The 24,096-nt window shown below is 43.8% G+C and carries 24 protein-coding genes; 12 read left to right on the top strand and 12 right to left on the bottom strand.

The annotated features are described in order from the left end of the window. Positions 1–11: 11 nt before the first annotated feature. Entirely contained in the window at positions 12–1,046 is a 1,035-nt protein-coding gene (locus tag ACMAZD_RS08165) for an AraC family transcriptional regulator (protein ID WP_435249229.1), read from the bottom strand. A gap of 164 nt (positions 1,047–1,210) precedes the next feature. Here ACMAZD_RS08165 and ACMAZD_RS08160 point away from each other — a divergent pair, with 164 nt between their 5' ends. Both ACMAZD_RS08160 and ACMAZD_RS08155 read left to right on the top strand, forming a co-directional pair. Next, entirely contained in the window at positions 1,211–2,224 is a 1,014-nt protein-coding gene (locus tag ACMAZD_RS08160; RefSeq protein ID WP_435249228.1) for a DUF2804 domain-containing protein, read from the top strand. Between the two features lie 33 nt (positions 2,225–2,257). Beyond that, the gene (locus ACMAZD_RS08155) at positions 2,258–3,106 is read left to right on the top strand and encodes a sterol desaturase family protein (protein WP_435249227.1); all 849 of its coding nucleotides are present in this window, start codon (positions 2,258–2,260) and stop codon (positions 3,104–3,106) included. Between the two features lie 185 nt (positions 3,107–3,291). On the opposite strand, the gene ACMAZD_RS08150 is transcribed toward ACMAZD_RS08155, so the two are convergent. Beyond that, the gene (locus ACMAZD_RS08150; RefSeq protein ID WP_435249226.1) at positions 3,292–4,014 is read right to left on the bottom strand and encodes a hypothetical protein; all 723 of its coding nucleotides are present in this window, start codon (positions 4,012–4,014) and stop codon (positions 3,292–3,294) included. Positions 4,015–4,295: 281 nt separating this feature from the next. Between ACMAZD_RS08150 and ACMAZD_RS08145 the strand changes: the two genes are divergently transcribed. Then, the gene (locus ACMAZD_RS08145; protein WP_435249225.1) at positions 4,296–5,042 is read left to right on the top strand and encodes an ADP-ribosyltransferase; all 747 of its coding nucleotides are present in this window, start codon (positions 4,296–4,298) and stop codon (positions 5,040–5,042) included. 51 nt (positions 5,043–5,093) lie between these two features. Here ACMAZD_RS08145 and ACMAZD_RS08140 read toward each other — a convergent pair whose 3' ends face one another. The 5 genes from ACMAZD_RS08140 to ACMAZD_RS08120 all read right to left on the bottom strand — a co-directional run bounded on the left by ACMAZD_RS08140 (position 5,094) and on the right by ACMAZD_RS08120 (position 10,861). Continuing rightward, positions 5,094–7,553 (bottom strand): carboxypeptidase-like regulatory domain-containing protein, encoded by a 2,460-nt coding sequence (locus ACMAZD_RS08140; RefSeq protein ID WP_435249343.1) that lies wholly within the window; start codon positions 7,551–7,553, stop codon positions 5,094–5,096. 74 nt (positions 7,554–7,627) lie between these two features. Further along, a complete protein-coding gene (locus ACMAZD_RS08135) occupies positions 7,628–8,338 on the bottom strand; it encodes a fimbrial biogenesis chaperone (RefSeq protein ID WP_435249224.1) in 711 nt (236 codons plus the stop codon). Continuing rightward, positions 8,335–8,772, bottom strand: a complete 438-nt coding sequence (locus ACMAZD_RS08130) for a DUF4402 domain-containing protein (RefSeq protein ID WP_435249342.1) — start codon at positions 8,770–8,772, stop codon at positions 8,335–8,337. The genes ACMAZD_RS08135 and ACMAZD_RS08130 overlap by 4 nt, the downstream gene beginning before the upstream one ends. Before the next feature lie 53 nt (positions 8,773–8,825). Then, positions 8,826–9,236, bottom strand: coding sequence for a DUF4402 domain-containing protein (locus ACMAZD_RS08125; protein WP_435249223.1), 411 nt, complete (start codon positions 9,234–9,236; stop codon positions 8,826–8,828). Positions 9,237–9,241: 5 nt separating this feature from the next. Beyond that, entirely contained in the window at positions 9,242–10,861 is a 1,620-nt protein-coding gene (locus ACMAZD_RS08120; protein WP_435247103.1) for an IS1634 family transposase, read from the bottom strand. 187 nt (positions 10,862–11,048) lie between these two features. On the opposite strand from ACMAZD_RS08120, the gene tnpA reads away from it, so the two are divergent. The 8 genes from tnpA (at position 11,049) to purT (ending at position 19,411) form a co-directional block, all read left to right on the top strand. Then, positions 11,049–11,360 carry an IS66 family insertion sequence element accessory protein TnpA gene (gene tnpA / locus ACMAZD_RS08115; RefSeq protein WP_016767112.1) on the top strand — a complete coding sequence of 104 codons (312 nt, stop codon included), beginning with the start codon at positions 11,049–11,051 and terminating at the stop codon, positions 11,358–11,360. Then, the gene (gene tnpB / locus ACMAZD_RS08110; RefSeq protein ID WP_435247104.1) at positions 11,357–11,710 is read left to right on the top strand and encodes an IS66 family insertion sequence element accessory protein TnpB; all 354 of its coding nucleotides are present in this window, start codon (positions 11,357–11,359) and stop codon (positions 11,708–11,710) included. The genes tnpA and tnpB overlap by 4 nt, the downstream gene beginning before the upstream one ends. 59 nt (positions 11,711–11,769) lie before the next feature. Next, on the top strand, positions 11,770–13,296 hold the full coding sequence (tnpC, locus tag ACMAZD_RS08105) for an IS66 family transposase (RefSeq protein ID WP_435247105.1): 1,527 nt from the start codon (positions 11,770–11,772) through the stop codon (positions 13,294–13,296). A gap of 1,096 nt (positions 13,297–14,392) precedes the next feature. After that, entirely contained in the window at positions 14,393–15,817 is a 1,425-nt protein-coding gene (gene sbcB / locus ACMAZD_RS08100; RefSeq protein ID WP_435249222.1) for an exodeoxyribonuclease I, read from the top strand. 24 nt (positions 15,818–15,841) lie between these two features. After that, positions 15,842–16,213 carry a CidA/LrgA family protein gene (locus tag ACMAZD_RS08095; protein ID WP_017080643.1) on the top strand — a complete coding sequence of 124 codons (372 nt, stop codon included), beginning with the start codon at positions 15,842–15,844 and terminating at the stop codon, positions 16,211–16,213. Positions 16,214–16,215: 2 nt separating this feature from the next. After that, positions 16,216–16,893 (top strand): LrgB family protein, encoded by a 678-nt coding sequence (locus ACMAZD_RS08090; RefSeq protein WP_435249221.1) that lies wholly within the window; start codon positions 16,216–16,218, stop codon positions 16,891–16,893. 288 nt (positions 16,894–17,181) lie between these two features. Continuing rightward, positions 17,182–18,069 (top strand): cytidine deaminase, encoded by an 888-nt coding sequence (gene cdd, locus ACMAZD_RS08085; protein WP_435249220.1) that lies wholly within the window; start codon positions 17,182–17,184, stop codon positions 18,067–18,069. 166 nt (positions 18,070–18,235) lie between these two features. Next, positions 18,236–19,411 carry a formate-dependent phosphoribosylglycinamide formyltransferase gene (purT, locus tag ACMAZD_RS08080; RefSeq protein ID WP_435249219.1) on the top strand — a complete coding sequence of 392 codons (1,176 nt, stop codon included), beginning with the start codon at positions 18,236–18,238 and terminating at the stop codon, positions 19,409–19,411. A gap of 129 nt (positions 19,412–19,540) precedes the next feature. Here purT and ACMAZD_RS08075 read toward each other — a convergent pair whose 3' ends face one another. Then, positions 19,541–20,194, bottom strand: coding sequence for a thiopurine S-methyltransferase (locus ACMAZD_RS08075; protein WP_435249218.1), 654 nt, complete (start codon positions 20,192–20,194; stop codon positions 19,541–19,543). 332 nt (positions 20,195–20,526) lie between these two features. On the opposite strand from ACMAZD_RS08075, the gene ACMAZD_RS08070 reads away from it, so the two are divergent. After that, positions 20,527–21,303, top strand: coding sequence for a RelA/SpoT domain-containing protein (locus tag ACMAZD_RS08070; protein ID WP_435249217.1), 777 nt, complete (start codon positions 20,527–20,529; stop codon positions 21,301–21,303). 112 nt (positions 21,304–21,415) lie between these two features. Here ACMAZD_RS08070 and ACMAZD_RS08065 read toward each other — a convergent pair whose 3' ends face one another. From ACMAZD_RS08065 to ACMAZD_RS08050, 4 genes are read right to left on the bottom strand one after another with little or no spacing between them, the layout of a single operon-like run. Beyond that, positions 21,416–21,853, bottom strand: a complete 438-nt coding sequence (locus ACMAZD_RS08065) for a c-type cytochrome (RefSeq protein WP_435249216.1) — start codon at positions 21,851–21,853, stop codon at positions 21,416–21,418. Beyond that, positions 21,850–22,338: a cytochrome C gene (locus ACMAZD_RS08060; RefSeq protein WP_102285839.1), complete on the bottom strand. Its 489-nt coding sequence runs from the start codon at positions 22,336–22,338 to the stop codon at positions 21,850–21,852. Before ACMAZD_RS08060 ends, ACMAZD_RS08065 begins: the two co-directional genes overlap by 4 nt. Then, the gene (locus ACMAZD_RS08055; RefSeq protein WP_435249215.1) at positions 22,338–23,564 is read right to left on the bottom strand and encodes a molybdopterin-dependent oxidoreductase; all 1,227 of its coding nucleotides are present in this window, start codon (positions 23,562–23,564) and stop codon (positions 22,338–22,340) included. Before ACMAZD_RS08055 ends, ACMAZD_RS08060 begins: the two co-directional genes overlap by 1 nt. Beyond that, positions 23,561–23,866 (bottom strand): c-type cytochrome, encoded by a 306-nt coding sequence (locus tag ACMAZD_RS08050; RefSeq protein WP_435249214.1) that lies wholly within the window; start codon positions 23,864–23,866, stop codon positions 23,561–23,563. Before ACMAZD_RS08050 ends, ACMAZD_RS08055 begins: the two co-directional genes overlap by 4 nt. Positions 23,867–24,096: the final 230 nt, after the last annotated feature.

Below are 24,096 nucleotides of genomic sequence, written 5' to 3'. Positions count from 1 at the left end.
TTATAACCAGATTAACTGAGACCGTCGCGAAACTTCGCCGGTGTTTTATTTAGCCAGCTTTTGAATGCTCGTCTGAAATTGGCGGGGTCGCTATACCCTAGCCTTTCGCCAATGTCATCGATGCTCATTGCAGTGCCAAGTAACAACTCTTTGGCTAACTCGACGCGAACCTCGGTAAGTAATGTTTGATAACTCGAACCTTGAGTCGTTAGGCCCCGTCTTAATGTTCGAGAGCTACAGCCGAACTCGTAAGCAAGCTGTTCAATACTGGGGACACTGGCCGCGGTTTGATAGAAGATCGTTTTAATCTGATTTGTCAGTAGGTGCTCAGAATCCAATGTCTCAACTATCGACTGACAAGAAGCAAGGTAGCGTTTTAACGTCGTCGCATCGTGAGTCAGCAAAGGTTGCGATAAAACGGAAGCATCAAAGCGCAGCTCACACATCTTTTGCTTGAAATGCACAGGGCAATTGAAACGGCTTTGATATCGCTCTGCGTAATTGGGTCGCGCGTAAGGTAACGACAATTGGTTTATTGAAAGTGGTTCTCCGGTCAGTTCTTTAAACAGAGACACAATGGAGCTGAGAAAATACTCACTACAAAAAGGCAGCAAGTCTCCCACCTCTAACGTATTTTCAATTTGAATCGCCGCCAGATCCGAATCTACAAACAACTTGACGGAAAATATCGGCCCATTTAAACGCAGATACTTAAAGCCTGATTTGATTGCCTCTGCTACATCTTGACTGGTCGACAACGCATAGCCCAACACACCAAAGTGGCTCAAGCTTGCATGCTCTCCGAGCCATAAGCCCAACCCGTCATCAGGAAAGTGTTGATTGGCAATGCTAAACAGTGAGAGTTTGTCAGCGTAGGTCAACTTTCCATTCGGGTCTCGTAAGTCCAAACCGGATAAGCCCGCACCAATCAACAGTTGTTCAACATCAACATCTCTTCGCTCTAAGGTGTTCAACAGCAGTGCGACATCCAAAGCGCCCAATTGATGTCGATGTTCTGTTGGCATGTACTCAGCGAGAATTTCCACCCCACGCTCCCTATGTGCTTTCACTTTGTGCTCACTAATCATAACTAACCGACATGCACAAAACCGTGATGGAAGATTCACCTTTGTCCGGAAATGACCTCCCAATTAAATCGTTCTACCGACACAATAACACCAATTGTTAACGTCATGTAAACGAGCGAGCCATGATACAGACTCAACCCGCCCCAGATAGCATTATTGACACAAATGGTCAGCCCATTATTGGGCACTTTGACGGGATCCCTCACGCTCTAAATATTGAACAGTTCGACTATCGAAACACCATGGATACAAAGGCCAACGCATGGCAAAGGCACTTCCACTATAAACAATTTCAGTTTGTCAGCGTTGTTACCGAGACTCACATAATCGGTGTGGCCATTGCAGACATTCGTTACTTGAGTTCGGCGTTTTGTTACGTCTACGACATCCAGAATAACGAGTTAGAAGAGTGTTCATGGTTACGACCACTGGAGTTTGATAAACAGGTAACGCGCTCACCCTTTGAAGGAATCACAAACATTGCAGGGCAAAACATTATGTTTGATATTGAGAACGGACAATGGAAAGTTTCACTGAACACGAAAATCATCAACGCTGAGCTTTGCTTAGAATCAGAGTGCGACAGCTTACCCATGGCAATGTGCAGTCCAACAGGTTACTCAGGTTGGACCTACACCCAAAAGCATAACGCGTTAAAAATAACGGGCAGCCTTGAGATTAATCAACAGCCTATCTCCCTAGAGCAAGCTCGTGCTGGGTATGATTTCTCTGCAGGATACATGAAGCGTGAAACCAGTTGGCGCTGGGCAAGCATCAACGCGCAATCCCATAATACAAACATTGGCCTCAACCTTGCGGCAGGTGTCAATGAAACCGGAGGGTGTGAAAACGTATTGTGGGTGAATGGCTCTAGACACCTACTTAACCCCGTGTACTTTATGTTTAACCGAGATGATATCGACCGCCCTTGGACAATCACATCGCAAGATGGGCGCATCAACCTGACGTTTACCCCTATTAACCAACGCAGTGAAAAGCTCAATTTATGGGTACTTAAAAGTAACTTCCGACAGTTCATCGGCCACTTTTCAGGTTCAATTCAAGACAACGACGGGATCATCCATCAGCTAGAGAATGTGCTTGGTCTTACCGAAGATCATTTTGCACGCTGGTAGCGCACCTAGTCACGAAGAAAAAAGGAACAGGAAATGGACATCGACTCACTGATCAATCATCCAGAATGGCTACTGCTTGTTTTGGCTCCCTTGTTCCTGCTTTGTATGTTGGCCGAGTATTTTATTGGCCAGAAGCAAGGTCGATTACCCGACAATTCGAGTTATAAATTGTCTGAAGTGCTCTGTAACTTTACGTTGGCGGGTATGCACCAGCTCTCCGATTTGTTAACCGGATTACTGATTGTTCAACTGTATCTTTGGTTATTCGGCTGGCACTTAATGGATATCGAAATGGGTGTGATCAGCTTTATCGTACTGATGGTTCTACAGGATTTTTTCTATTACTGGTTTCACAGGGCAAGCCACCGCGTTCGCTGGATGTGGGCGGCACACGTGGCACACCATAGTTCAGAAAGCATGAACTTCAGTACAGCTTTCCGTCAGAGCTTAATGTACCCACTTGCTGGGATGTGGCTATTTTGGGTGCCACTCGTCATCATAGGTTTTGATCCTAAATGGGTAATCTTTGTGGTGCTTTTGAATCTGGGTTTGCAATTCTTTGTGCATACTCAGTGGGTACGAAGTCTAGGGCCTCTAGAGTATCTTTTTAATACCCCATCCCATCACCGTGTTCATCATGGCAGAAACCCACAATACATTGATAAAAACTACGCAGGCGTTCTTATTATCTGGGATAAATTATTTGGCACATTCGAACCTGAAATTGAAACTGTGCGTTACGGCGTCACGAAACCTGTAGCCAGTTTCAATCCCATAACGGTGACCTTTCAAGAATGGAGAGCGATATGGAAAGATCTCAAGAATACACAGCTCTCGCGAATGCAGAAAATCAAGCTGATGCTTTCCCCGCCTTCCGATTAAAATCTGCAAGTCGATAGAATAAAAAAGCCCGCATAACGCGGGCCAACAATTCAGTTTATTTCCAACGCCACTGACTGCCGTTGATATCAGCTCCCACCAACCAAGTTCGTTCATTCCATTTTAGAGAGTTCGCCAAGCCATTCTTCAGCTGGCCATTATCCCAGCGCCATTGTTGAGTCTCATGATTACGGCACTCCTCTAAACTGATATCTATGCCGTTTTGGTCGAGGAAGCATATAGGCTGCAGGAGCCCAACCATGACAAAGGCCCATCCAACGCTCAACATGTCCACGAGACTCATAGTACCCCTTACCCGAATCCCATGAACGTTGCGTCAACGTGAAATTCTCATCTCCAACCAGGAGATCATATTTTTCTGCTGGCGACAAATCATCACGGTCTTGACCTTGATAATACTCTAAAGGTTTTTGCAAGTGATTGAAGTCGAAATAGGCTTGCCAGTTATTCGCTCTCAACTCCTTATCGGCATAGCGCCAAGCAAGTGCACCAGAATACAAAGGCCAATACGTATCTGACCACGGTTGAACATCGAGTCGTGTTTGATTTGGAGCCACTTGAGACAATTGCTCTAAATTGCGAATCAGACCATTCCCAGAGTCAACTAAACGAGCAGGGTTATCGTTTTGTTGAATCGGTGATATTAAAAATTCTGATATTCCCGAATTTATCTCTCCCCTTCTAATTATAGTTTCTCTCATCAAGTCTCGGTGACTACTCATATATTCAGAGTTCTTGGAAAAAATAACATGGCCACTTTTTTCTGGCACAGCATTCATGACTGTTTGGGGGGATTCATGAAACGCTTCAATAAATTCGGTGACTTTTGAATCACTAGCGGTTGCGGCATATGGGAGCATCGCTGACAATAAAGTTACGATCGTTTTCATTAAAATTTCTACTCACTCAGTTAATATTGTTATTGATAATAATTACCATTAACATGACAAAGTAAGCAGAGTGGTGCGCTTTATGGGATAAATCAATTTCACGATCATACCAATAAATCAAACTGTGATTCCCTTTCGAATAACAACTCCATTTATCTTCTAAACTAATTAGAACGCGAATTATCTATAAATAATCAAGTAGATATAGAATAATTAATATTAAACTGAGGGCATATACTGTGTAATGAAAAGCTATTAAAATAACGATTATTATTACTAAAATGAAAGCATTGCACATTCGCTACTTACTTGCCCTTTGCCTTACGGCGATACCTTTTACTTCTCTTGCCGGATTCAAATATAACGCTGAATACTATAGTGCCGATAACATTGAGGCCATTCTTGATGATATGTCCGACCCAGGGTTCGAATCGAATTATGGGGACTTTGCTAAGATTCGATCGGAGCTTTATCAGCAAGCAGGAATGCAAAACCAAAAGCTGAGCTATAGTGAGATCGAAGCCTTAGAAAGGTATCAATACGATGCTTACCAGCCAATAAGAAGGGGCTTAGCACGAGGTAGGATGGATGCGGAAACAGAATCGTTAGTGAAAGAAATCGATTCTGCGTTCAAAAATGGCATCAAATACCAAGGGACGGTTTTTCGCGGTGAGCGCTTACTCTCTACTTATGGATCGAACGTAAAGGTTGGAGATATCGTCAGCCCATCTTCCTACTTATCGACGTCTATATCGAAAACATCCTCTTATACTTTTCATAATGGGCAACTTTCGCGCTTTGAGCTCAATCTTGGTCAACACGGAATCGTGATACCTACGGTGCGTGATGATGAACTAGAAGTGCTCATCAATAGAAACTCTCTGTTTGAGGTCACGGCTATCAATACCACACCAGAGGGAAATCAAGTGATCTATCGTGAAGTGTCTGCGGAACAAGTCGGCATGCGTCCTATAAAAGATCTCCATTCAGGAGAAACCCTCACGGTAGCGGAAGCCTGTGCCTACTAGTGAGCATTAGGGTAATAGGCTGAGAACATCGAATATAAGCCTCAACTAGCATTAATAGACCTTATGGAAATCGATCAACTGGAATGTTAAGTCGCTTACCCAAAAGTCGCTTACCCAAAAGTCGCCGTCCAAGTCGGCTCCTTGAACGTATTTTTTGTCGCCCATCTCTAAGGTGACAATATACTTACCCGCGATGAGTCCTTCTACCATGTAGAACCCATCGCTTTCGATTTCACTCGAATATTCCGTGCCTTTTTGTATGTGTTTGAAGTGTAAATATGCGTTATCTTCCAGCATGCCCTCGACTGTGCCGTCAACGCCAAATGACACCACCATTTCGATATGAGCATGGGTCAGCCCGACTTGTTTAGTATTCACAAATACAGGGTTTTGAATCGGCGTTAAGTTAAGGTCAAGCGCACCTTCATCGATATAGATAGGCAGATTGTCGCGCGCGGGAACATTTGAGAATTCGAAGCGCCCTTTTGAATCGCTCGCCGCACGTTGGTCCAGTATTTGTAAGCTCACACCCGCGATAGGCTGCTTGTGGTGATCATAAACAATTCCAGTCAGCTTAGATTGATTGTATTTATTCCACTCAACGAACTCGCCTATGTTCTCATCAAAATAGGTTTTCGCGCCAAATTCAGTGGTCACCTCCACACCATAACGGTCTTCGTTTCCTTCCAATTTGAAGACCAGATAAGGGTTCACGCGCGCTTCTAGAGAAGCCGAAAATGACACCTCTTGCTTTTGATATCTTGCGGATACATTGGTCGTAAGTTCTTGAAAAGCTTTAAGTGGGTCCAATATGCACTCTTTGCACGCGTTCCTTAACGAAAACTCGGTTCGTTCATGGTGTCCGGAGCCATTCACTGTGCCCGAGACATTCCAAGAGGTGTCTGAAAATCCGCTCTTGGCTAACCCTATTGTGTGAAGATAATCATCTTTATGGGAGCTCTTGATATATCGATAGTCTCCAGCATAAGAGAAAAATAAGTTGGGAGATACCTTGGTGTTAAACTTGGGCTCGACACTCAATTCCTTCTCGTCATCTCTCACCGTCAAAAATGCCGTTAAGTTGGCTAGAGACAGGTTATATTTGAAGACGTGGTACTCCATCGACTCCAAATCTAATTCATCGGTTTTATTAAGCTCTATCGAAACGGATTGATCGCTTCCCAACAAGATATCAAACTCCGTTGGAAAGCGATGGAAATCAGGCAACCATCCGATATGACCTGCAAACCAATGTGTCGGTAAATATCGCCCCTGAAAACCGACTAAGTCTTTTCCATGTTGCCTCATAAAAGCACTCCCCACAGTAAAGTAATCAGCAAGGCCATATTCCAGAGATACGGCACTCGCTCTGTCTGCACCTTCATTACCGACCACCTGCACGCCCCACTCGTTGCGTGGCAAAAATGCATCTTCTAAACCCGCGACGGTAATCTCTTCTTCCTGCCAAACCCCTTTCGATAAGTAATAGCGAAACTTAATGGTGTCACCCGGCGAGATGTTGTCTTCTTCCACAACGAAACGTCCAAACTCATCAGAACGATACGTAGTTTGATAGATGCCGTTAACCAGCACGTCGATACTGATATTGGGCTGAGTGGTGCGTTCCAATTGCAGGTTGCCGAACTCTGGTTGACTCTTTCGGTTGGTGTAGTAAAGCCCATCTTCGAGTGTTTGATTTACGGTAAAAACGCTGCCATCTAACAGCACATGACCGATTTCAAGAGAGCCTTCCCCTTCATTTGCCTCAACCGCAATGTTGTAATAGACGATGGGCTGGTCTTCTCCTGAATCAATAGACAGTCGAGACAAGGAGTCTTCCGTGCTTAATATGGTGTCGGAGATGGCATAAACATCGCTGCCAATATCGCTATCATGATAAACAGAGGCTGCAACTCTCGTCGCTAAACCCACAGTCGCACGCGGTTCTATAGCTGGAATATTGCCCGCGCGCTTTAAGTCTTCCGCTTTCTTACGGGATTCATTTTTGATCTTTGAGATCACTGCTTCTAACTCGGTCAACGAGCTGAATTCTGGAGAGACCGTTAACCGATAGTCATCAATATCCCATCGGATTTTGGCAGGGATACAGGCTTGTAAGCTGTACCAGTGGATGTAGGTTTCCGAGTCAATCACTTCAAATTTGATTGACTGGATATTGTTGTCATCTCGATAGCAGACAGCTTGTTCGATATCGACGATATAGGGAGGAGACTCTCTACCCACATCTTGCGGCAGGTAGATTTCGCAATAGCCTTTGTCATCGCATTGCCCATTCATTTCCAACAATGAAAATGCAGCGTTTGAAATTGAAATAAACGGTTCTTCGTAGTCATCCATCATGACACGATAAAAGCTATCGCCGACTTGCCCAACTCGAACTTCAATATGAGCAGGATAAAGTTCAGTCGCCTCGTGTTCCCCTTCCGAATGCACTGCAAAAGGAAACAGAGAAGAGAACAAGGTAACTCGCCAAATCATACGTTTGAACATTGATTTTTTAGTCACTCGATAGATCGCTTTGTCACTCAATCGAGCGTGAAATCATGGGCAAGACATATTGCGAACTACAAAACACATTCGTACAAGGGTTGGTCGTTTTGCACCAATGAAACCTTCGAACCTTTCGGGAAGGGCTTAGTTAACTCGGCATTACGAAGTAACACTACTTTTTCGCTATGTTCGTTGACATTCAATTTAGCGCTGAACTGAAACTTGCCGTCATTGGTGATCTTGAGGTTTTGGTTATCACATTGAAACTTCACATCTTGTACCTTCTGACCTTTCTGAACGTAAACTGGGACGTAGCTGTTGATATGAAAGTTAAGCTGAAACGCAGAACCGTTGTTAGAACGAACCTTTCGGGATAAATCAGCCGTTGCAACTTCAGATGCTTTTGCGATAGGTGAAAACCATAAATAAGCTCGGTATTCGCCATCAGGCATATCGGCTGGCAAGGCGTTCATACGTAAGCGAACCGTGCGCCTTTGGTTAGGTTTCAATTCACGAATAATCGGTGGTGATACTTTAATCCAATTGGCGATGTTTTCAGACTCTGCAATATTGGTATCGGTGCGAACCAGCCCATGGGCCTTTACTGGTCGATAGATAGGCTTGATCTCCAATCGAATCGGTTGATCTGAATTGTTCTCCACCACGATTTTTTCCGTTACGGAGGTATCAGCGTCTAGAACAAAACGAGTGGGAGCGATTAGGAGTTGAGCATAGGCTTGTGATGTGAAAAATAAGCCGAGAACGCATGAGATAAACAACTTCATTTATAATTAACCTCAAAAGGGATAGTGCTGGTGTAAACGCCAGCAGGATGATTAGCACCAATTTTCACTCTCGCACCAATGCACAGTAATTTGCTTCTTCCATTACCTTTTATTTTGGCCCTGCCTCGCTTTGATAAACCGCAGCCAAAATAGAACTTTTTAATACGAAGACGTTTAGATTTACGAGAATGGTTGAGGTACTGATTAGAAGGGAGAGACACCACGATCTTTTTACCTGGCTCGCCTTCAACATAAAAACGCACCACATAGATCTGACTATTAGCCGGATTAGCATCGGCTTTTTGACCCGATCCAGAGATATACATACCCGGAAATTTCAATTCCATATTTTCAGGAATTATTTCTAGAGCATGAAATGGGCTTGAATAAAAAATCAGGCCTATATATATCGAATATTTAAATAGAAGCTTCATAGTGGAAAATGGCTGCTCTAAAACAGCCACTATATTATACTTGTTTCACTTAATTACTGATAAGTAACATCAACTGCAACGTTTGCAGTATAAGTACCAGCAACTAGTGTTGCTGTTGAGGTTTTTGCTGTACCACCAATTTTAAGATCCGCAGTACCGCCCGTCAGAGTGATAGCATTATTAAAGTCAAATTCAGCCCCAATTGTATTTGCGCCATTAAGTAAGTCAGTATTAGAAATACTTACTGTTACCGCATCACCAGACTCTCCAGAAAGCGTAAATGCCGCAGCACCTGCGTCACCTTGAGCGATAACAACATCTGTTGTGTTATCTGAAGTGATGATACCGAAGTCAAGATCACTTGTTTTTGTCATCGTAATTGCTTGTTTTACTTCTAGTGTTGCATCAAAAGTGTCACTCACAGCGAAAACATTCGCTGAAGAGATAGAACCGACATTCCGCACCTCATTTAGGAATAAATTGCTTCATATAGCTTACCTAGCAATTGAAGCAATCTCCTCTGATGGTCTTGAATGCCGGTGATAAACCATTGTTCGCCGAACTCAAGTGTATCGACCCCTTCAAATTTTAAAAACACCCAGCGAGCAGTTGGCTTAGATGTGGTTTTGTTCTTAACCATGCTTGGAAAAAATTCTTCAGTAACAGCCAACTCTTCACGTATCTTATGCTCGAGTCCAGCATAAACCATTAGGCTTAAGGTCATTATCATGAGTAAAGCTTCGATGCGTTGTGGTTTTTTTAAGAAGATAGATGATGTTAAAAACTCAGGGCTTTTAAGGAAGCGAAAACCTCGCTCGACTTTCTGTTGTGACTTGTAGTGTTCCAGTAACGCAGCCATATCGAGATCGGTACTTTCAGTATCATTGGTCGCAAGAATGAACATACCAACTTTAAGCTTCGCGAGTTTTACTTTTTCTAAATCAGTGAACGGATTTGCTTCAATTTTGTAGTGGTATCCAGTTGGAACCTCATCTTTTTTAGGGCGCCCTCGGCCAGCAAACTCGGGCACTTGCCGTATCTCACTTTGCTCGAAACTCAACAGTTGGCATTGACTCTGAAATTCACTCATAGCCTTTTGTGCATCAGTCGCACAGGCAAATTGTTTCTTAGCTAATTGAGCTAGAGATTTAAGCTCTTTGGTCAGATTTTTATCCAAATTTTTATAAAAAGTGGCTTCTTCTCGCTTTGTCGCTTGCTCGCTGTTCACTAACAACCATCGCTGCTTCACGTTGCCATAATCAGATTCAATCCAGTGCCCCGAATAACCATTACCGATAGGCTCTAATTGCGCTGGCGATAATGCCAGTAGAGCTTGTTTGGCCATTTTAATGGTCATTGGGACGCGTGTAATGAACTTCTGCTTTTGTTCATCAAGTGAGCAAATACTGTCTGACGTGTATAAAGCTGCATCAGCAATAAAGTAACGACTATTTTGCGCGGCTTTAAGACAGTGAATATGGCGCTTAGTGACCTCTGCAAATGCTTTTGCATCGTTCGTGTTTCCACTGAGAGCCTGCATATAAACAGGGAGCCCTGCTTGATTTTCACAAATTAATTCAAGGACAACCTGATTCAATTCAGGTCGGTGATCTCGACTATAACCTTTGACGAGTTGAATAGAATTAATGTCATCCTCTGCTGATTGAGCATATTCACCATCAACATGGAAACTCGTTATATCAAGGTGGACAGACTCTGTCTTGAGGCCCAATTTTTCAACGGTATGCTCTGCAATAACTTGATATAAAATAGATACATCAGCTTCAAATAAAGCATCTAATGTGCGCCCAAGAACATCATCAGTTAAGTGGTGCGCTTCTATGTTTTTAGCAAGCAGCTTTGATATTGGCTTTGTCTCGAAAAAGTCAGAAAACATATGCAATGTTCGACTATGGAAGCCCAAACCGTTCAAAATCATGGCTAGAACGGCATCACCGTGTGAGACATTATGCTCTGAATACTTAGGAATTATGCGGTCGATAAGCCCGGGTAAATCAATCTCATGACAGAATGCAGCGATTAATCCAAGATGATCTAAGCGTTTTATGACAGGTTGAGGAGCAGACATCGCAAGTTACCGGCAAATAAAAGTAATAGATCAAAACGGGGGATCTGCGTCAAGTCTCAACTGCAATCATTATTGATAAATGATCGTGGGATCACACTAATTAAAATGTAAGCGCGTCATAAACCCCGCATTCTAATCGCCTAGCGCGAAGAATAAGATCAAGTCTCCAACCATAAGGAGATTTGAAATGGGAAAACGACACACTAATCAAGAATGGCAAACGCTCATCGAGCAATCTGAATCGAGTTCATTGTCAACGCTTGCATTTTGTAAGCTAAATGAACTCAACCCCTCGACGTTTTACGCTAAGCGCCAGCAACTCAAAAAAGCAGATGTCTCTCAAGGCTTTGTACGGGCAGAGATCGTCGAAAAGACAACGAAATATCAAGCTCAAATAGCCACCGCTAACATGACACTTCTCATCAATGATGTGGAGTTGAGCATTCCTCAAGGCACGCCCGCTACCTACCTGGCAGAACTCATTGGAGCCTTGTCATGAAACATATGCTCAGCGCACCAGAGATTTATCTGTATCGTGAGAGTGTCGATTTTAGAAAGTCCATCAATGGCCTCGCGGCGATTATCGAAAGTGACACCGATTTACCCTTGGGAAGCGGCGCACTGTTCCTGTTCACCAATAAACAGCGCGACAAAATCAAAGTGCTGTACTGGGATAAAACTGGCTTTGCGCTTTGGTATAAACGCCTTGAAAAAGCCAAGTATAAATGGCCTACAAAAGAGAAAAATGAAGTGTTTACCCTGACTCAATTCGAGCTTGATAGACTGCTTTCTGGCTTCACGATTATCGGCCATAAACCCGTTCAAATAAACGATGTTACAATGACTTAATCGATAATAAAGCCTTATCTGCCAAGCGTTAACAGCATGATTTTAGTATAATAAATGCCATGAAAAAGACGCCAGATATCAACCCAGAAAGCCAAGATATTGCCAAGCTACAAGCGATGGTGAAAGCGCTGATGGCGTCAGAAAACCAATGGAAACAAGAGCGTCAATCTCTGCTTGAGCAACTCAAACTTGCTTTCGACCGCCAGTTCGCAAAACGCTCGGAGGCGTTAAAGCCTTACGATGAATCTCAAGGTGACCTCTTCAACGAAGTGGAATGTGAAGCCGCTAAGGGAGAGGTGGTTGAGGTAACAACGACCACAACGAAGAAGCGTGGTAAACGCAAGCCACTTCCAAAGACTTTGCCTCGTGAGGTTATCGAACTCGATTTAGACGACCATGAAAAACAGTGTGCATGCTGCCAACATAGTCTGCATAAAATCGGTGAAGACCGCAGTGAGAAACTTGAGTTCTCACCAGCCGTGCTCAAAGTGCTGGAATATGTTCGTCCTAAGTATGCTTGTCGTCAGTGCGAGCAAACTGAAGACAAAAGCCACATCGTTCAAAAGCCAGCGCCCCAGAGCATCATCCCTAAAAGCTTCGCGACAGAAAGCTTGCTAGCCAACATCATCCTTGGCAAATATCAATACGCAATGCCACTGTACCGCCAAGAGTCGCTGTTTACCCAGTCGGGTATCGAGCTATCACGAACCACGATGGCAAGGTGGGTTATCCAAGTCAGTGAGAAGTTCACACCGCTGTATGCGGCCTTGAAAGAGCATCTACTCCAACAAGTGGTGGTTCAGGCAGATGAAACGCCGCTCAATGTCCTCAAAGAAGATAAACAGTGTTATATGTGGCTCTACTGCTCGGGCGCAGACTCGCCCGACGCTGCACTGCCGAATGTAAAGAATATCGCCTTGTACGACTATCAAAACAGTCGCGCGAGGGCATGCCCTGTTGCCTTCTTGGGGGATTACAGTGGTTATCTGCAAACCGATGGCTATGGTGCCTATGATGGTCTTCATCACGTAACCAATGTTGGTTGCTTGGCACATGCACGGCGTAAGTTCATGGATGCTAAGAAGCTTCAAGGTAAAGGTAAGTCAGGCAAAGCAGATAAAGCGCTAGCCAAAATCCAGAAGCTCTATGGGATAGAATCGCGCTTAAGAGGTGCGACTGTCGAAACACGAAAAGCAGAACGTCAACTGCATGCCAAGCCGATACTGGATGAGCTGTACGAGTGGATGACGACTCAACAAGTGCTAGCGTCTAGCTCGCTGGGCAAGGCGATAAAATACACGCTCGGCCAATGGCCGAAACTTATCCGCTATATCGATGACGGTCATTTATCTATCGATAATAATCGTGCTGAACGCGCCATTAAACCGCTGGTCATTGGCAGAAAAAATTGGCTCTTCTCGAACACACCAAATGGTGCTGATGCGAGCGCGATGCTTTACAGCATCGTCGAGACGGCGAAAGCCAACGGCCTTATCCTCTACGACTACATGGTCAAGTGCATGAAAGAGCTAGCGAAAGCTGAGCCTGATATCGATGCGCTCCTACCTTGGAACTTCAAACATTAACAACATCGCCTCGTGGGTTCATGGGGCGTTTACATTAAAATCTAGAATTGGCTGCGGAATGACGGATAGAAAGTGCAGATACAGCAACAACCTTAAATACTTTGTTCATTTCTTTAATCCTTTATATAAAATCGGCTTTATTATTAGAGATACCTAACAGTCAATCAAAGTTAACTGTCAAGTAACAACAATCCTATTTAGAAAACATATACATTGACACTTATTTATAAATAAATGAGGCACAGTGAGGATAAGATCACGAAAATTGATATAAATGACACTAAAAAAAATGGTATTTACTTATTTACACTAGTAGATATAAAACTAGTTTTACACTTAATCCTTTTATTTTTGCACGGCATTAATTTTCATAAAAGACAACTTAGTTAAAATAGTCAAAAAATAAAGGATAGCAATAAACACTTATTTAACTAAGGTTAATTGTTATATAGATCATCGTATTGCAATATAGTCTCAAAAGTGAAACAAGTCGGGATTAATCTCACATTGTAATATAAATTAAGCATTACCGTTTCTTGTGTTATCCAATTAAAACAAGGCGTCTATAGAGTATTAAAAATGAGACAAGTAGAACCCACCAATTAAGTTAATTCCTACACTCATAAATGCCCGCAAACTAAATAAGGAAAAGAGAATTATATTGCAGACTGACACCTTCGTGGGCAGAGCGCTAGATAGGCAGATGCAGCGATTTAAACACTCATACGATAGCTTATACACCTGTCTAAGAAAATGAATGCGCCTCTAACTCTAACCCTAACCCTAACCACAACTACAACTACAACTACAACTACAACTACAACCACTAGAGCAAACCGCAAACAAGGTCGTTCGCGGTAACTTCAGTACAATTCATAAAGCCGGGATAGAAAGAAGAAAACAGACAGAAGGGTTCTAAGAAATAGTCACAATTGGATTTTAACGCACACCTATCGGCTCGATTGAATAGTAAACCACCGTTTTACGGCAATTTATTTGTGATCTGGGTTGCACGCGTACCGCATACTATCAGATACTGAACAAAACTAACCTTCAGCCACAGTAAACGGCTCCCGCTTGCTGTTCAGGAAATTCAATGAGTTCAGATAATCAGTCGACCTACTTCTTTTTCGATTACGAAACATGGGGCGTTAGCCCAGCGAAAGATCGCCCGAGTCAGTTCGCCGGTGTTCGTACCGACCAAGATTTCAACATTATCGGAGAGCCTTTAGTTATCTACTGTCAGCCTCCTGCTGATTATCTTCCTGGACCTGAAGCCGCATTAATCACTCGAATTACGCCTCAGAAAGCTATGTCTCAAGGCTTACCTGAGCCTGAGTTTATCGCTAAAATTCATGCTGAGCTTGCTAAGCCAAATACGACGAGCCTTGGATACAACAGCATTCGATTCGATGATGAAATAACACGATACACCTGTTATCGCAACTTTATTGACCCATATGCTTGGAGCTGGCAGAACGGCAATTCACGTTGGGATTTACTCGATGTGATGCGTGCCGTCCATGCACTGCGCCCTAACGGTATTAACTGGCCAACAAACGATGAAGGTTTTCCAAATTTCAAACTGGAACATCTATCGGTGGCAAACGGCATCGAACACGAAAACGCGCACGATGCTATGGCAGATGTTATTGCGACTATCGAACTGGCTAAGAAGTTAAAGGCCGCACAGCCTAAGATGTTTGATTACCTCTACAACATGCGTCATAAGCGCAAGTTGAACGATTTAGTCGACATCGTAAACATGACGCCTTTAATGCACGTTTCTGGCATGTTTGGTCGTGATTGTAATTACACAAGCTGGGTAGTGCCGATGGCATGGCACCCAACCAACCAAAATGCGGTTATTGTGGTCGACCTAGCGAAAGATCCAAGTCCGTTACTGGAAATGGATGCGGATGAACTAAGAGAAAGGCTTTATACCAAGCGCAGTGAGCTTGCTGAAGACGAACTACCCGTACCAATCAAACTGGTACAGCTCAACAAGTGTCCTATTCTTGCGCCAGCAAAAACGCTCACCGCTGAAAACGCAGAAACGATCGGTATCGACCGTCAACAATGCTTGAAAAACCTAGCCCTATTGCGTGAACATCCAGAGATCCGCGAAAAGCTGATCGGTTTGTATTCACAAGAGCGTGAGTACGAGAAAAGCGCCAACGTAGACACACATCTTTACGACGGTTTCTTCTCACCAGCAGACAAAACCGCTATGAACATCATTCGTGAAACTGACCCGAATAACTTGGCAGCACTGGACATCACTTTTGGTGACGAACGTATTAAGCCTTTGTTGTTCCGTTACCGTGCTCGCCATTTCCCATGGACGCTAGACGAAGCTGAACAACTCAAATGGGCTAACCACTGCCGTGAGTATTACGAGAGTCGTTTAGAGGATTATATGTTGAACCTCGAAAACCTCGCGCATGAACACGAAAGCGACGAGAAGAAAATGGCTATCTTAAAAGCGGTTTATCAGTACGTAGAAAAGTTAGCTAGTTAATTCATAATCAAGAGACGCGACACTTTGAAAGAAAGATTGATCAAACTCGTTTACTGCTTAATCTCCTTCACCTTAATCATAGGTGCTCTCACTGCAGGCAACGCGTTACAACAATATCTAGAGACCTCAATCCCAGGCAGTATTTTTGGCATGTTGATTCTGTTTACTGCCATGGTGATTGGTATCGTTCCTTCGCACTGGGTGCAGCCCGGTGCCAGTTTGATTATTCGTTTGATGATCTTATTGTTCGTCCCAATCAGTGTTGGGCTAATGGATCACTTCGATATGCTTATCGCCAACGCACTGCCAATAATGGCGAGTGCGGTCGGTGGAACGCTGATCGTATTGGTATCTCTATCATGGTTCTTAGACCGCTTGCTTTCGAGAGGTAAATAATCATGTGGATTCTACTCACTATCGTGGTGTTTTTGTTTGCTCGTTGGGTCAGCCAGAAAGTGAACTCACCATTGTGTAATCCGTTACTGATCAGCATTAGTATCATTATTCCTATCCTGTTGTTCTTCAAGGTCCCTTTCGAGATCTATTACGCAGACAACACTTGGATTACTTACATGCTTCAGCCTGCGGTTGTGGCACTTGCTTACCCTTTGTATGAGCAGTTACCTCAAATTCGAGCTAATTGGCGCATCATTACCTTTGCTTGCACGCTGGGCAGTGTAATGTCGATGACCACGACAGCATTGATTGCTGTCGCCTTTAAAGCAGACCTGAGCCTTATTGCTAGCCTGCTAGGTAAATCGGTCACCACACCGATTGCAATGGAAGTATCGAGCCACCTTGGCGGTGAAGCAGCGATTGCAGCGATTCTGGTGTTAATCGTTGGTCTGTTCGGAGCCATCTTTGCTTACCCTATCTATAACCTGATTGGAATTAAAAGCCCAATCGCAAGAGGTTTAACCATGGGCACGGTATCTCACGCTTTAGGTACCGCTACGTGTGCTGAAAAGAACCAAGAAGATGCGGCATTCAGTTCGTTGGCGTTGGTTCTTTGTGGGGTTATCACTTCAATTATTGCACCTAGCGTATTTTCAGTGGTGATTTGGCTCTACTCTTAACCAATCAACTCTGACATTATTTTTATAAGATCATGTAAGCCCAAACATCACCTGTTATTTCAGCGTCTGTTTGGGCTTTTTCGTCGCCATTATTCAGCGATAACGGTCCCAACTAACCTTTGATTTGCGATATCAACGATGATTTTTGTCATTGCAATCGATTTCATCTGTGACCTCACTCTAATTATGCAAACCAATGTAACAACAACAACTCAATAGTGATCATAATCACAGAAAAATCCTGAGCATTGCATAGAATTAAAGCCTAAGGTCAATTAAGGATTCAACATGAACAGTCGTATTACCCTGGCGCTGGAAAGTGCTCCAACATCAATGAAAGCGCTTTTGAGTGACATCGTATTAGCAGACAACTTTGACGCCACTATCTCTAAAGAGCAGTTGCAAAGCTTGCTGGATGCGAGCGGTCTTTCTGATAAAGAAGTTCGCCTAGCTTTACTGCCAATCGCAGCAGCATACTCCTATGCGCCTCTTTCTGAATTCTATGTTGGTGCCATCGTGCGTGGCCTATCTGGTCGCTTATACTTCGGTGCAAACTTGGAGATCGCAGGTGCTCAACTTGGTCAAACAGTTCATGCTGAACAATCAGCCATCAGCCACGCTTGGATGAAGGGTGAAGAAGGCCTTTCTGACATCACTATCAACTTCAGCCCTTGCGGTCACTGTCGCCAATTTATGAACGAATTGACGACGGCAAAAGAACTGAAGGTTCAACTTCCACAGCGTGATGAAATGTCACTGCAGGAATACCTGCCAGATTCTTTCGGCCCTGCTGATTTAGGTGTGACAACTGGCTTGATGACAAAGCTGAACCACCAGTACACAACAGATGAAACGAGCCCTGTTGTTATAGACGCTTTAGCTGCATTGAACCGCAGCCACGCTCCTTACACTAAAAACCTAAGTGGCGTTTCACTACAACTGACAACTGGCGAAATCTTTACGGGTGCTTACGCCGAAAACGCAGCGTTCAACCCGAGCCTACCACCTCTACAAGTGGCTTTAATTCAGCTGAAATTGGCTGGCTTCAATTTTAAACAAATTGAAAACGCAGCTTTGGTTGAAATGGCCGATGGTAGCATTAGTCACCTAGCGGATACGCAATCTACATTAGAAGCGATTAATCCCGATATTCCAGTGACTTACTTAGCAATCTAAGTACATTTAATTAACAAAAACTCAAATAAGCAGCCCTATTTAACGGTGCTGCTTTTTTATGCTTGTAATTAACGCAGCAACCTAAGCAAACGTTTGCTTTTGTCATTTAAACAAGTATGATCGCCCCGTTTTCAATCACTCGTTCAAAAGATCGGAAGGAATTTCTATGTTTGGTACCGCTACTCTTGAAAATGCTACTCGTGTACTTCTATTAGGTTCAGGTGAACTCGCCAAAGAAGTGGCTATCGAGTGCCAACGTTTAGGTTTAGAAGTTATTGCTTGTGACCGTTATGCAAACGCGCCAGCTATGCAAGTCGCACATCGCAGTCACGTATTGGATATGCTAGACGTTGACGCTTTAGAAGCCATTATTGAACTAGAAAAACCAGATTATGTGGTACCGGAAATCGAAGCGATTGCCACCAGCAAATTAGTAGAGCTAGAAGCAAAAGGGTTGAATGTCGTTCCAACTGCGAATGCAACCAAGCTAACGATGAACCGCGAAGGCATTCGTCGTCTAGCCGCAGAAGAGTTGAAACTGAGCACGTCTCCTTACCGCTTTGCAGACACCTTCGAAGATTTCTCAGCCGCTATTGAATTCGTGGGTATGCCTTGCGTTGTGAAACCAGTCATGAGTTCTTCAGGCAAAGGCCAAAGCGTTATCAAAACAGAAGGTGATATCCAAAAATCTTGGGGTTACGCACAAGAAGGCGGTCGTACTGGCGCGGGTCGCGTAATCGTTGAAGGCTTCATCGATTTTGATTACGAAATCACACTGCTTACCGTTCGTGCAGTCGACGGTGTTCACTTCTGTGCACCAATTGGCCACCGCCAAGAAGACGGTGACTACCGTGAGTCATGGCAACCACAAGTGATGTCAGACAACGCTCTGAAAGCAGCGCAATACACGGCAGAGCAAGTAGTTAACGCACTAGGCGGCCACGGTATCTTCGGTGTTGAACTGTTCGTTAAAGGCGACCACGTCGTCTTCAATGAAGTCTCCCCTCGCCCACACGATACTGGTTTGGTAACTTTGATTTCTCAAGACTCATCGGAATTCGCACTACATGTTCGCGCATTTACGGGTTCGCCAATTAAGTCGATTATTCAATATGGTCCATGTGCATCAGCGGTTATCTTAGGCCAAGGCACATCAACGAATATCCGTTTTGAAGGCCTTGTAGAAGCGCTAGACGCACCACAAACGCAAGTCCGTCTGTTTGGTAAGCCTGACATTGATGGTCGCCGTCGTCTTGGTGTGGCGTTAACTCGTCGCAACAGCACAGAGACAGCGATCGAAGATGCCATTGAAAGCGCGGCAAAAGTAAAAGTGATTTACTAACCAGCTATTCAATTCTGAACAATCACGACTTCAAATCTGAATAATAAAAAAGACGGCTATCGAGCCCGTCTTTTGTTCCTTTTAGCTGTTGCGCTAGCTGTTAGCTATTGGCTTAAAAGCAAACTCAGCTTAAGCGTCAGACTCAATCAAATACACTTCTTCACTGAATCGAGACAAACCTTTCTTCGCAATCTTAGGGTGTTCATCATCTGCAATATCTTGATTCAACAGAGTAATCTTATAACCTGCAAATAACTGATCGATCTCTAGCTTAGGTACGCTAAACGGAGGTCCTGCCATTTCGCTTTGGTCGTAATCCAATGTAACCAACAAGATCTTGCCGCCTGGCTTTAACAGTTGCTTCAAACGTTCCACATATTGCACGCGCATATCAGCAGGCAAAGCCACCAAAGAAGCTCGATCATAAATAATGTCGACTGGCTGAATGGGCGCAGTGAAGTAGTCACCGGTGTAAACACTCAATTCATCGAATTGGTAGAGCTCATGTTGACTACTGATTTGAGTCACTGTCGGTGTGTATAAGTGCTCAGCGAAAAATGCGCGAACCGCGATCTGGCTTAATTCGACACCTTGAACCTCTTCATGCTTGGTCGCTAACCAAATCAAATCTTCACTCTTACCACAAAGAGGCACGAAGACACTCTTGTCGTAACCAGGGTGAGTCTTTTGCCAAAATTCGATAAGAAGCGGATTTACATCTTCAAGGTGGAAACCAATTTGGTTGGCTGCCCATTTATTGTGCCAAAATTCAGGATTATTCATCTTTCGTTCATGTTAAATAGTCATAATGCAAGGGTACAGTATAGAGAAGTAAGAGCAACCTTCGCTTGATTCAAACTTAAAAACGACGCGAGTTAGCAAAGAAGATTGCCGAGGTTCAAAGTTCTCAAAATTTGGGAACAAACGCTTAAATGATTTGTCTATATCTTCACATTTTAAAGCAATATTAAACGTTAGAGTTGGTTTCGGTCTTAACTAGCCCCATCTAATAGATAGTGAGATTGGTTAGTGTAGTTAAGCTGTTTTTACTCTTATGCGTTACTGGTTACCCCTTTTGATTACCCGTTTTTGTAACCTTGTATTTTGGAGTTTGAATGAGTGTATTTCTCCGTACGACGGCCCTAATGCTTCTAGTATTGAGCCGAGCGCCTGCATTCGCAGCAGCACCTGTTTCAACGAGTTCAACTGATCAATCGCGCACTCCTGCGCAAAACCAAGATTCATCAAACGTATTCCGCCACAGCCTTAGCGGCTTATACGGCATCAAAGCATTCGACTCACGTCCGACTCAGCCTTATACCGACTTCGATATTCTGTACAGCAAAGCTCACCAAGCACAGGCTGAACTAGAAACCATTTGTAAAAGTACTGCCCTACTGACTAACTCAGACGCACTCTTTGCTGGCGTTAAATCTCAAGCACGAGCAGAAGAGAAAATTGATCTTGAGTTAGATGGCGATGTATCAAGAATTACCGACTTAGCCCGTGCAACCATCATCGCTAACGATGTAGAAAGCTTGGTCGAAGTATACGAAGCTCTAATCCGCGAAGCGGATGTGGTAAAAGTGAAAAACAAATTCAAATCACCGGCGGATTCTGGCTACCGTGATTTGAACCTTTTGGTTCGTTTACCTAAAACTAATGTTATTGCCGAAGTTCAGCTTCACTTGAGAGCCATCGCTGATGTGAAAAGTGGCCCTGAGCATGAGCTTTACGAAATCATCCAAGGCATTGAGCGTCACGCTATTGCAGAAAAACGTCCAATTAACGACATCGAAGCGGCGCAAATCAATAGCCTAAGACGTCAATCTCTAGAGCTTTACCAACAAGCATGGCAACCATATATTACAACTCACATTAAAGCGGCATAACGCGAACCGTGTAATACCAACAGACACCAAAAGGGCTGCACTCGCATCCCTTTTTAGTTCTTGTTTGATAAGCAAACCGTTCACTTGTCTGTCACAACCTCCCCGTTCCAAACTATTGGTGATAATACTCTTTAGAGCGGTTGTATAAATCCAAAGGTTTTAACATGCTGTAAAATGCCGCCGCGTCTTGTAAGTCTCTATCTGATAAAGATTTTACTACCGACTGCATGTATAAGTCTTGGCGTTCATCGATTTTGAAATCACGTAATTGCTTAAGGATGTAACTCGCCTTTTGTCCCTTTATATTTGGGTAAGATTGCACAAAAGGAATGATCTTATCTCCGTGGCACTGACTACAAAGGTTCTGAGCGTGTTTCTCACCCGCGACTAAATTTGGTGTATAAATCTCGGCTTCTTCGACCTTCACTTCCATTTTGGACACTGTCTTGGTGTCAGGTTCGGAATGTTCCTCAGAGCATGTAGAAAGCAACATAACGGCCATCGCTGGCGCCAGAAATATAGACACTAACGTCACTGAATTTATCGTCATTTATGCGCTCCTAGCATTGGTGGCAACAAGGCGCTATCAATAGGCTTACGACGATACTTATTCATGTCGATGCCTTTGTCTTGGTAGTAAGTGCTCAAGTAATCGAGCACTGGATCCCACGTATCAGACAAGTCCCACAGCCCCTGAGTATCGACCATCCATTGGATCGTCTCTCGCCACTGTTCTCTAGTACCGCTGTTCTGAGCCACGATTAAACTGGTGTGACACGCATTACACTGGCCATTCACCACTTCCCAACCTGGAGCCATAATTAACCCAGAGGTCTTGTCTACACCGTAATACTCTTTCGGATTTTCTGGAATCTCATCGGCATGTACAAGCATCGAGGTTAATAGACTGTATACTAGTGCGGCTCTCATTATGTCTTTGCGGTAAGAACGCTTACCTACATCAGTCGACCGGGCGGGGGCAGAGTTGTCGAAAGTAGAATGATTATGAAGAGACTTATTGTTAATTTGTTTCATCACGACACTCGAACTGCAATACGGTGACAACCATTGAACAGATAGCCTTTCGGGTTCCATTGTGGTTGTACGACTGGCTGACTGTCGCCTTCACTGTCGGTTGCTTTTGCCCAAATCTCGTAATAACCGGTCATAGGAAGGTCTAAATCGGCCTCCCATTGCTGCCAAGCGCCTTTGTTGACAGGTCTATTAAGTTTTGCATCATGCCATGTCGTCCCATAATCGTAACTCACCTGCAGCTTCTCAACTGTTCTGAGCCCGGCCCAAGCATGGCCGCTGACCGTAACTTTTTTACCAAGCGAAAACTCAGTCCCGCTCTTTGGTGAAGTAATCAACGATTTTACGATCATCTCTTCAATGATTCGAAAATCTTTGTTATCGACCTTCTCACCCGGCGCTATCGGATGTTTTGGCACTTGATAAGCAGGTGCCGCCATCTTTTGGCTGTCATGAATTTTGTTACGAATACTAATCCCTATCGTGCACTTCTGAGAAACCGATGCTGGGCGTCCACCAAACACGGTTCGAAGTGGGAAGCCATGAAGGTATGGGATAGGTTCTCCATTCATTTCCCATGCAATCAAAGCGTTGTCGTTCATCGCAGCCGCAATAGGCACACCACGCGATATGGCTTCGCCTTTACCACTTAAGTGTTTATCAAAGCCGTGATTACCTACGTAAACTGCATCATCTTGAATGCCACAGTCTTTAAGAACATCACTGAGCAAAACGCCGGTCCATTGCGAACAGTAAACGCCTGCGTTGCTCCATTGATTCCCCTTGGTGCTTGGATAGAAATTATTGCGGCTGTTACCACCACATTCCAAAACAAGGCTTTGAGTATGATGTTTAAATTTGGATTTAAGTTCTGCCAGCGTATAGGTTTTACTTTCTTTCACTGACTCGCCTTTCACTTCAAAAGTCCAAGTCTCAGGGTCAATCTCTTCAAAATCTGGCATCAAGCCATTCCATCGAACAAACGGCACGTCTGCAGGTGTAACAGCCGGTGCAAGCATACTTTCTGGCGGATAGGCATTCAGAGGGTTGGTATTCAAAACGGTGTAATAATCTGGAAGGTCTTCAGCTTTCATCCACGTTAACGCGTTGATATCGAGCACCGCTAAATCTTCAGGTCGATTAGCCGCAAATACCCAAGAAACCGGCAATGCAGAAACGGCTGTAGCGGAAAGTGCAGCTTTTAGAAATTGTCTTCTGTCTAAACTCATTGAGGTGACCCTTTGTGATGCAGTGTGTAAAAGTAGTTGGCTAGTTTCTCGATATCGTCTTCAGACAAAAGTTGAGCCACTTTAGACATGGTTTTGTCTGTTCGTTTACCACTCTTAAAGTTCGACAGCTGTTCGGTAAGGTAAACCTTGTTTTGCCACTTCAAGTTGGGAATCGACGGGTATAACGTATCTTCGTCGCTACCGTGACAGGCAATACACATATCTGCTATTTGCTGATATTCCGCTGCCGTGACTACCACAGGCAGAGCGAGCAATATCAAAGCTAAAAAGGCTTGTCGCAAAGTTCATCCTTAGTATTTGAACGGTTAAATAGGTTAAGAGACTGTTAATATCTCGCATTAAATCAAATTGATTTGTTTATTTAAATTCAAATATATTTAACCTTCGTTTATTAAAACTAAACGATTACCTGAATGGCTATGAGTGAGGCAACAAAGACACCGTTAGTGTGAGATTTAATGAAAGAAGTACGGCTTAAAAAAAGATATGTAACACAGAAATGATGGGGGTT

This window comes from Vibrio sp. nBUS_14 (assembly GCF_051201655.1).
Lineage (GTDB): Bacteria > Pseudomonadota > Gammaproteobacteria > Enterobacterales > Vibrionaceae > Vibrio.
The sequence above is the reverse complement of the archived record's forward strand: the minus strand, read 5'-3'. Positions and strand labels throughout refer to the sequence as shown.

Coding starts and splice junctions, on each gene's coding strand:
- ACMAZD_RS08160 (WP_435249228.1), top strand. CDS start 1,211: ATGATACAGACTCAACCCGCCCCAGATAGCATTATTGACACAAATGGT.
- ACMAZD_RS08155 (WP_435249227.1), top strand. CDS start 2,258: ATGGACATCGACTCACTGATCAATCATCCAGAATGGCTACTGCTTGTT.
- ACMAZD_RS08150 (WP_435249226.1), bottom strand. CDS start 4,014: ATGAAAACGATCGTAACTTTATTGTCAGCGATGCTCCCATATGCCGCA.
- ACMAZD_RS08145 (WP_435249225.1), top strand. CDS start 4,296: ATGAAAGCATTGCACATTCGCTACTTACTTGCCCTTTGCCTTACGGCG.
- ACMAZD_RS08140 (WP_435249343.1), bottom strand. CDS start 7,553: ATGTTCAAACGTATGATTTGGCGAGTTACCTTGTTCTCTTCTCTGTTT.
- ACMAZD_RS08135 (WP_435249224.1), bottom strand. CDS start 8,338: ATGAAGTTGTTTATCTCATGCGTTCTCGGCTTATTTTTCACATCACAA.
- ACMAZD_RS08130 (WP_435249342.1), bottom strand. CDS start 8,772: ATGAAGCTTCTATTTAAATATTCGATATATATAGGCCTGATTTTTTAT.
- ACMAZD_RS08120 (WP_435247103.1), bottom strand. CDS start 10,861: ATGTCTGCTCCTCAACCTGTCATAAAACGCTTAGATCATCTTGGATTA.
- tnpA (WP_016767112.1), top strand. CDS start 11,049: ATGGGAAAACGACACACTAATCAAGAATGGCAAACGCTCATCGAGCAA.
- tnpB (WP_435247104.1), top strand. CDS start 11,357: ATGAAACATATGCTCAGCGCACCAGAGATTTATCTGTATCGTGAGAGT.
- tnpC (WP_435247105.1), top strand. CDS start 11,770: ATGAAAAAGACGCCAGATATCAACCCAGAAAGCCAAGATATTGCCAAG.
- sbcB (WP_435249222.1), top strand. CDS start 14,393: ATGAGTTCAGATAATCAGTCGACCTACTTCTTTTTCGATTACGAAACA.
- ACMAZD_RS08090 (WP_435249221.1), top strand. CDS start 16,216: ATGTGGATTCTACTCACTATCGTGGTGTTTTTGTTTGCTCGTTGGGTC.
- cdd (WP_435249220.1), top strand. CDS start 17,182: ATGAACAGTCGTATTACCCTGGCGCTGGAAAGTGCTCCAACATCAATG.
- purT (WP_435249219.1), top strand. CDS start 18,236: ATGTTTGGTACCGCTACTCTTGAAAATGCTACTCGTGTACTTCTATTA.
- ACMAZD_RS08075 (WP_435249218.1), bottom strand. CDS start 20,194: ATGAATAATCCTGAATTTTGGCACAATAAATGGGCAGCCAACCAAATT.
- ACMAZD_RS08070 (WP_435249217.1), top strand. CDS start 20,527: ATGAGTGTATTTCTCCGTACGACGGCCCTAATGCTTCTAGTATTGAGC.
- ACMAZD_RS08065 (WP_435249216.1), bottom strand. CDS start 21,853: ATGACGATAAATTCAGTGACGTTAGTGTCTATATTTCTGGCGCCAGCG.
- ACMAZD_RS08060 (WP_102285839.1), bottom strand. CDS start 22,338: ATGAAACAAATTAACAATAAGTCTCTTCATAATCATTCTACTTTCGAC.
- ACMAZD_RS08055 (WP_435249215.1), bottom strand. CDS start 23,564: ATGAGTTTAGACAGAAGACAATTTCTAAAAGCTGCACTTTCCGCTACA.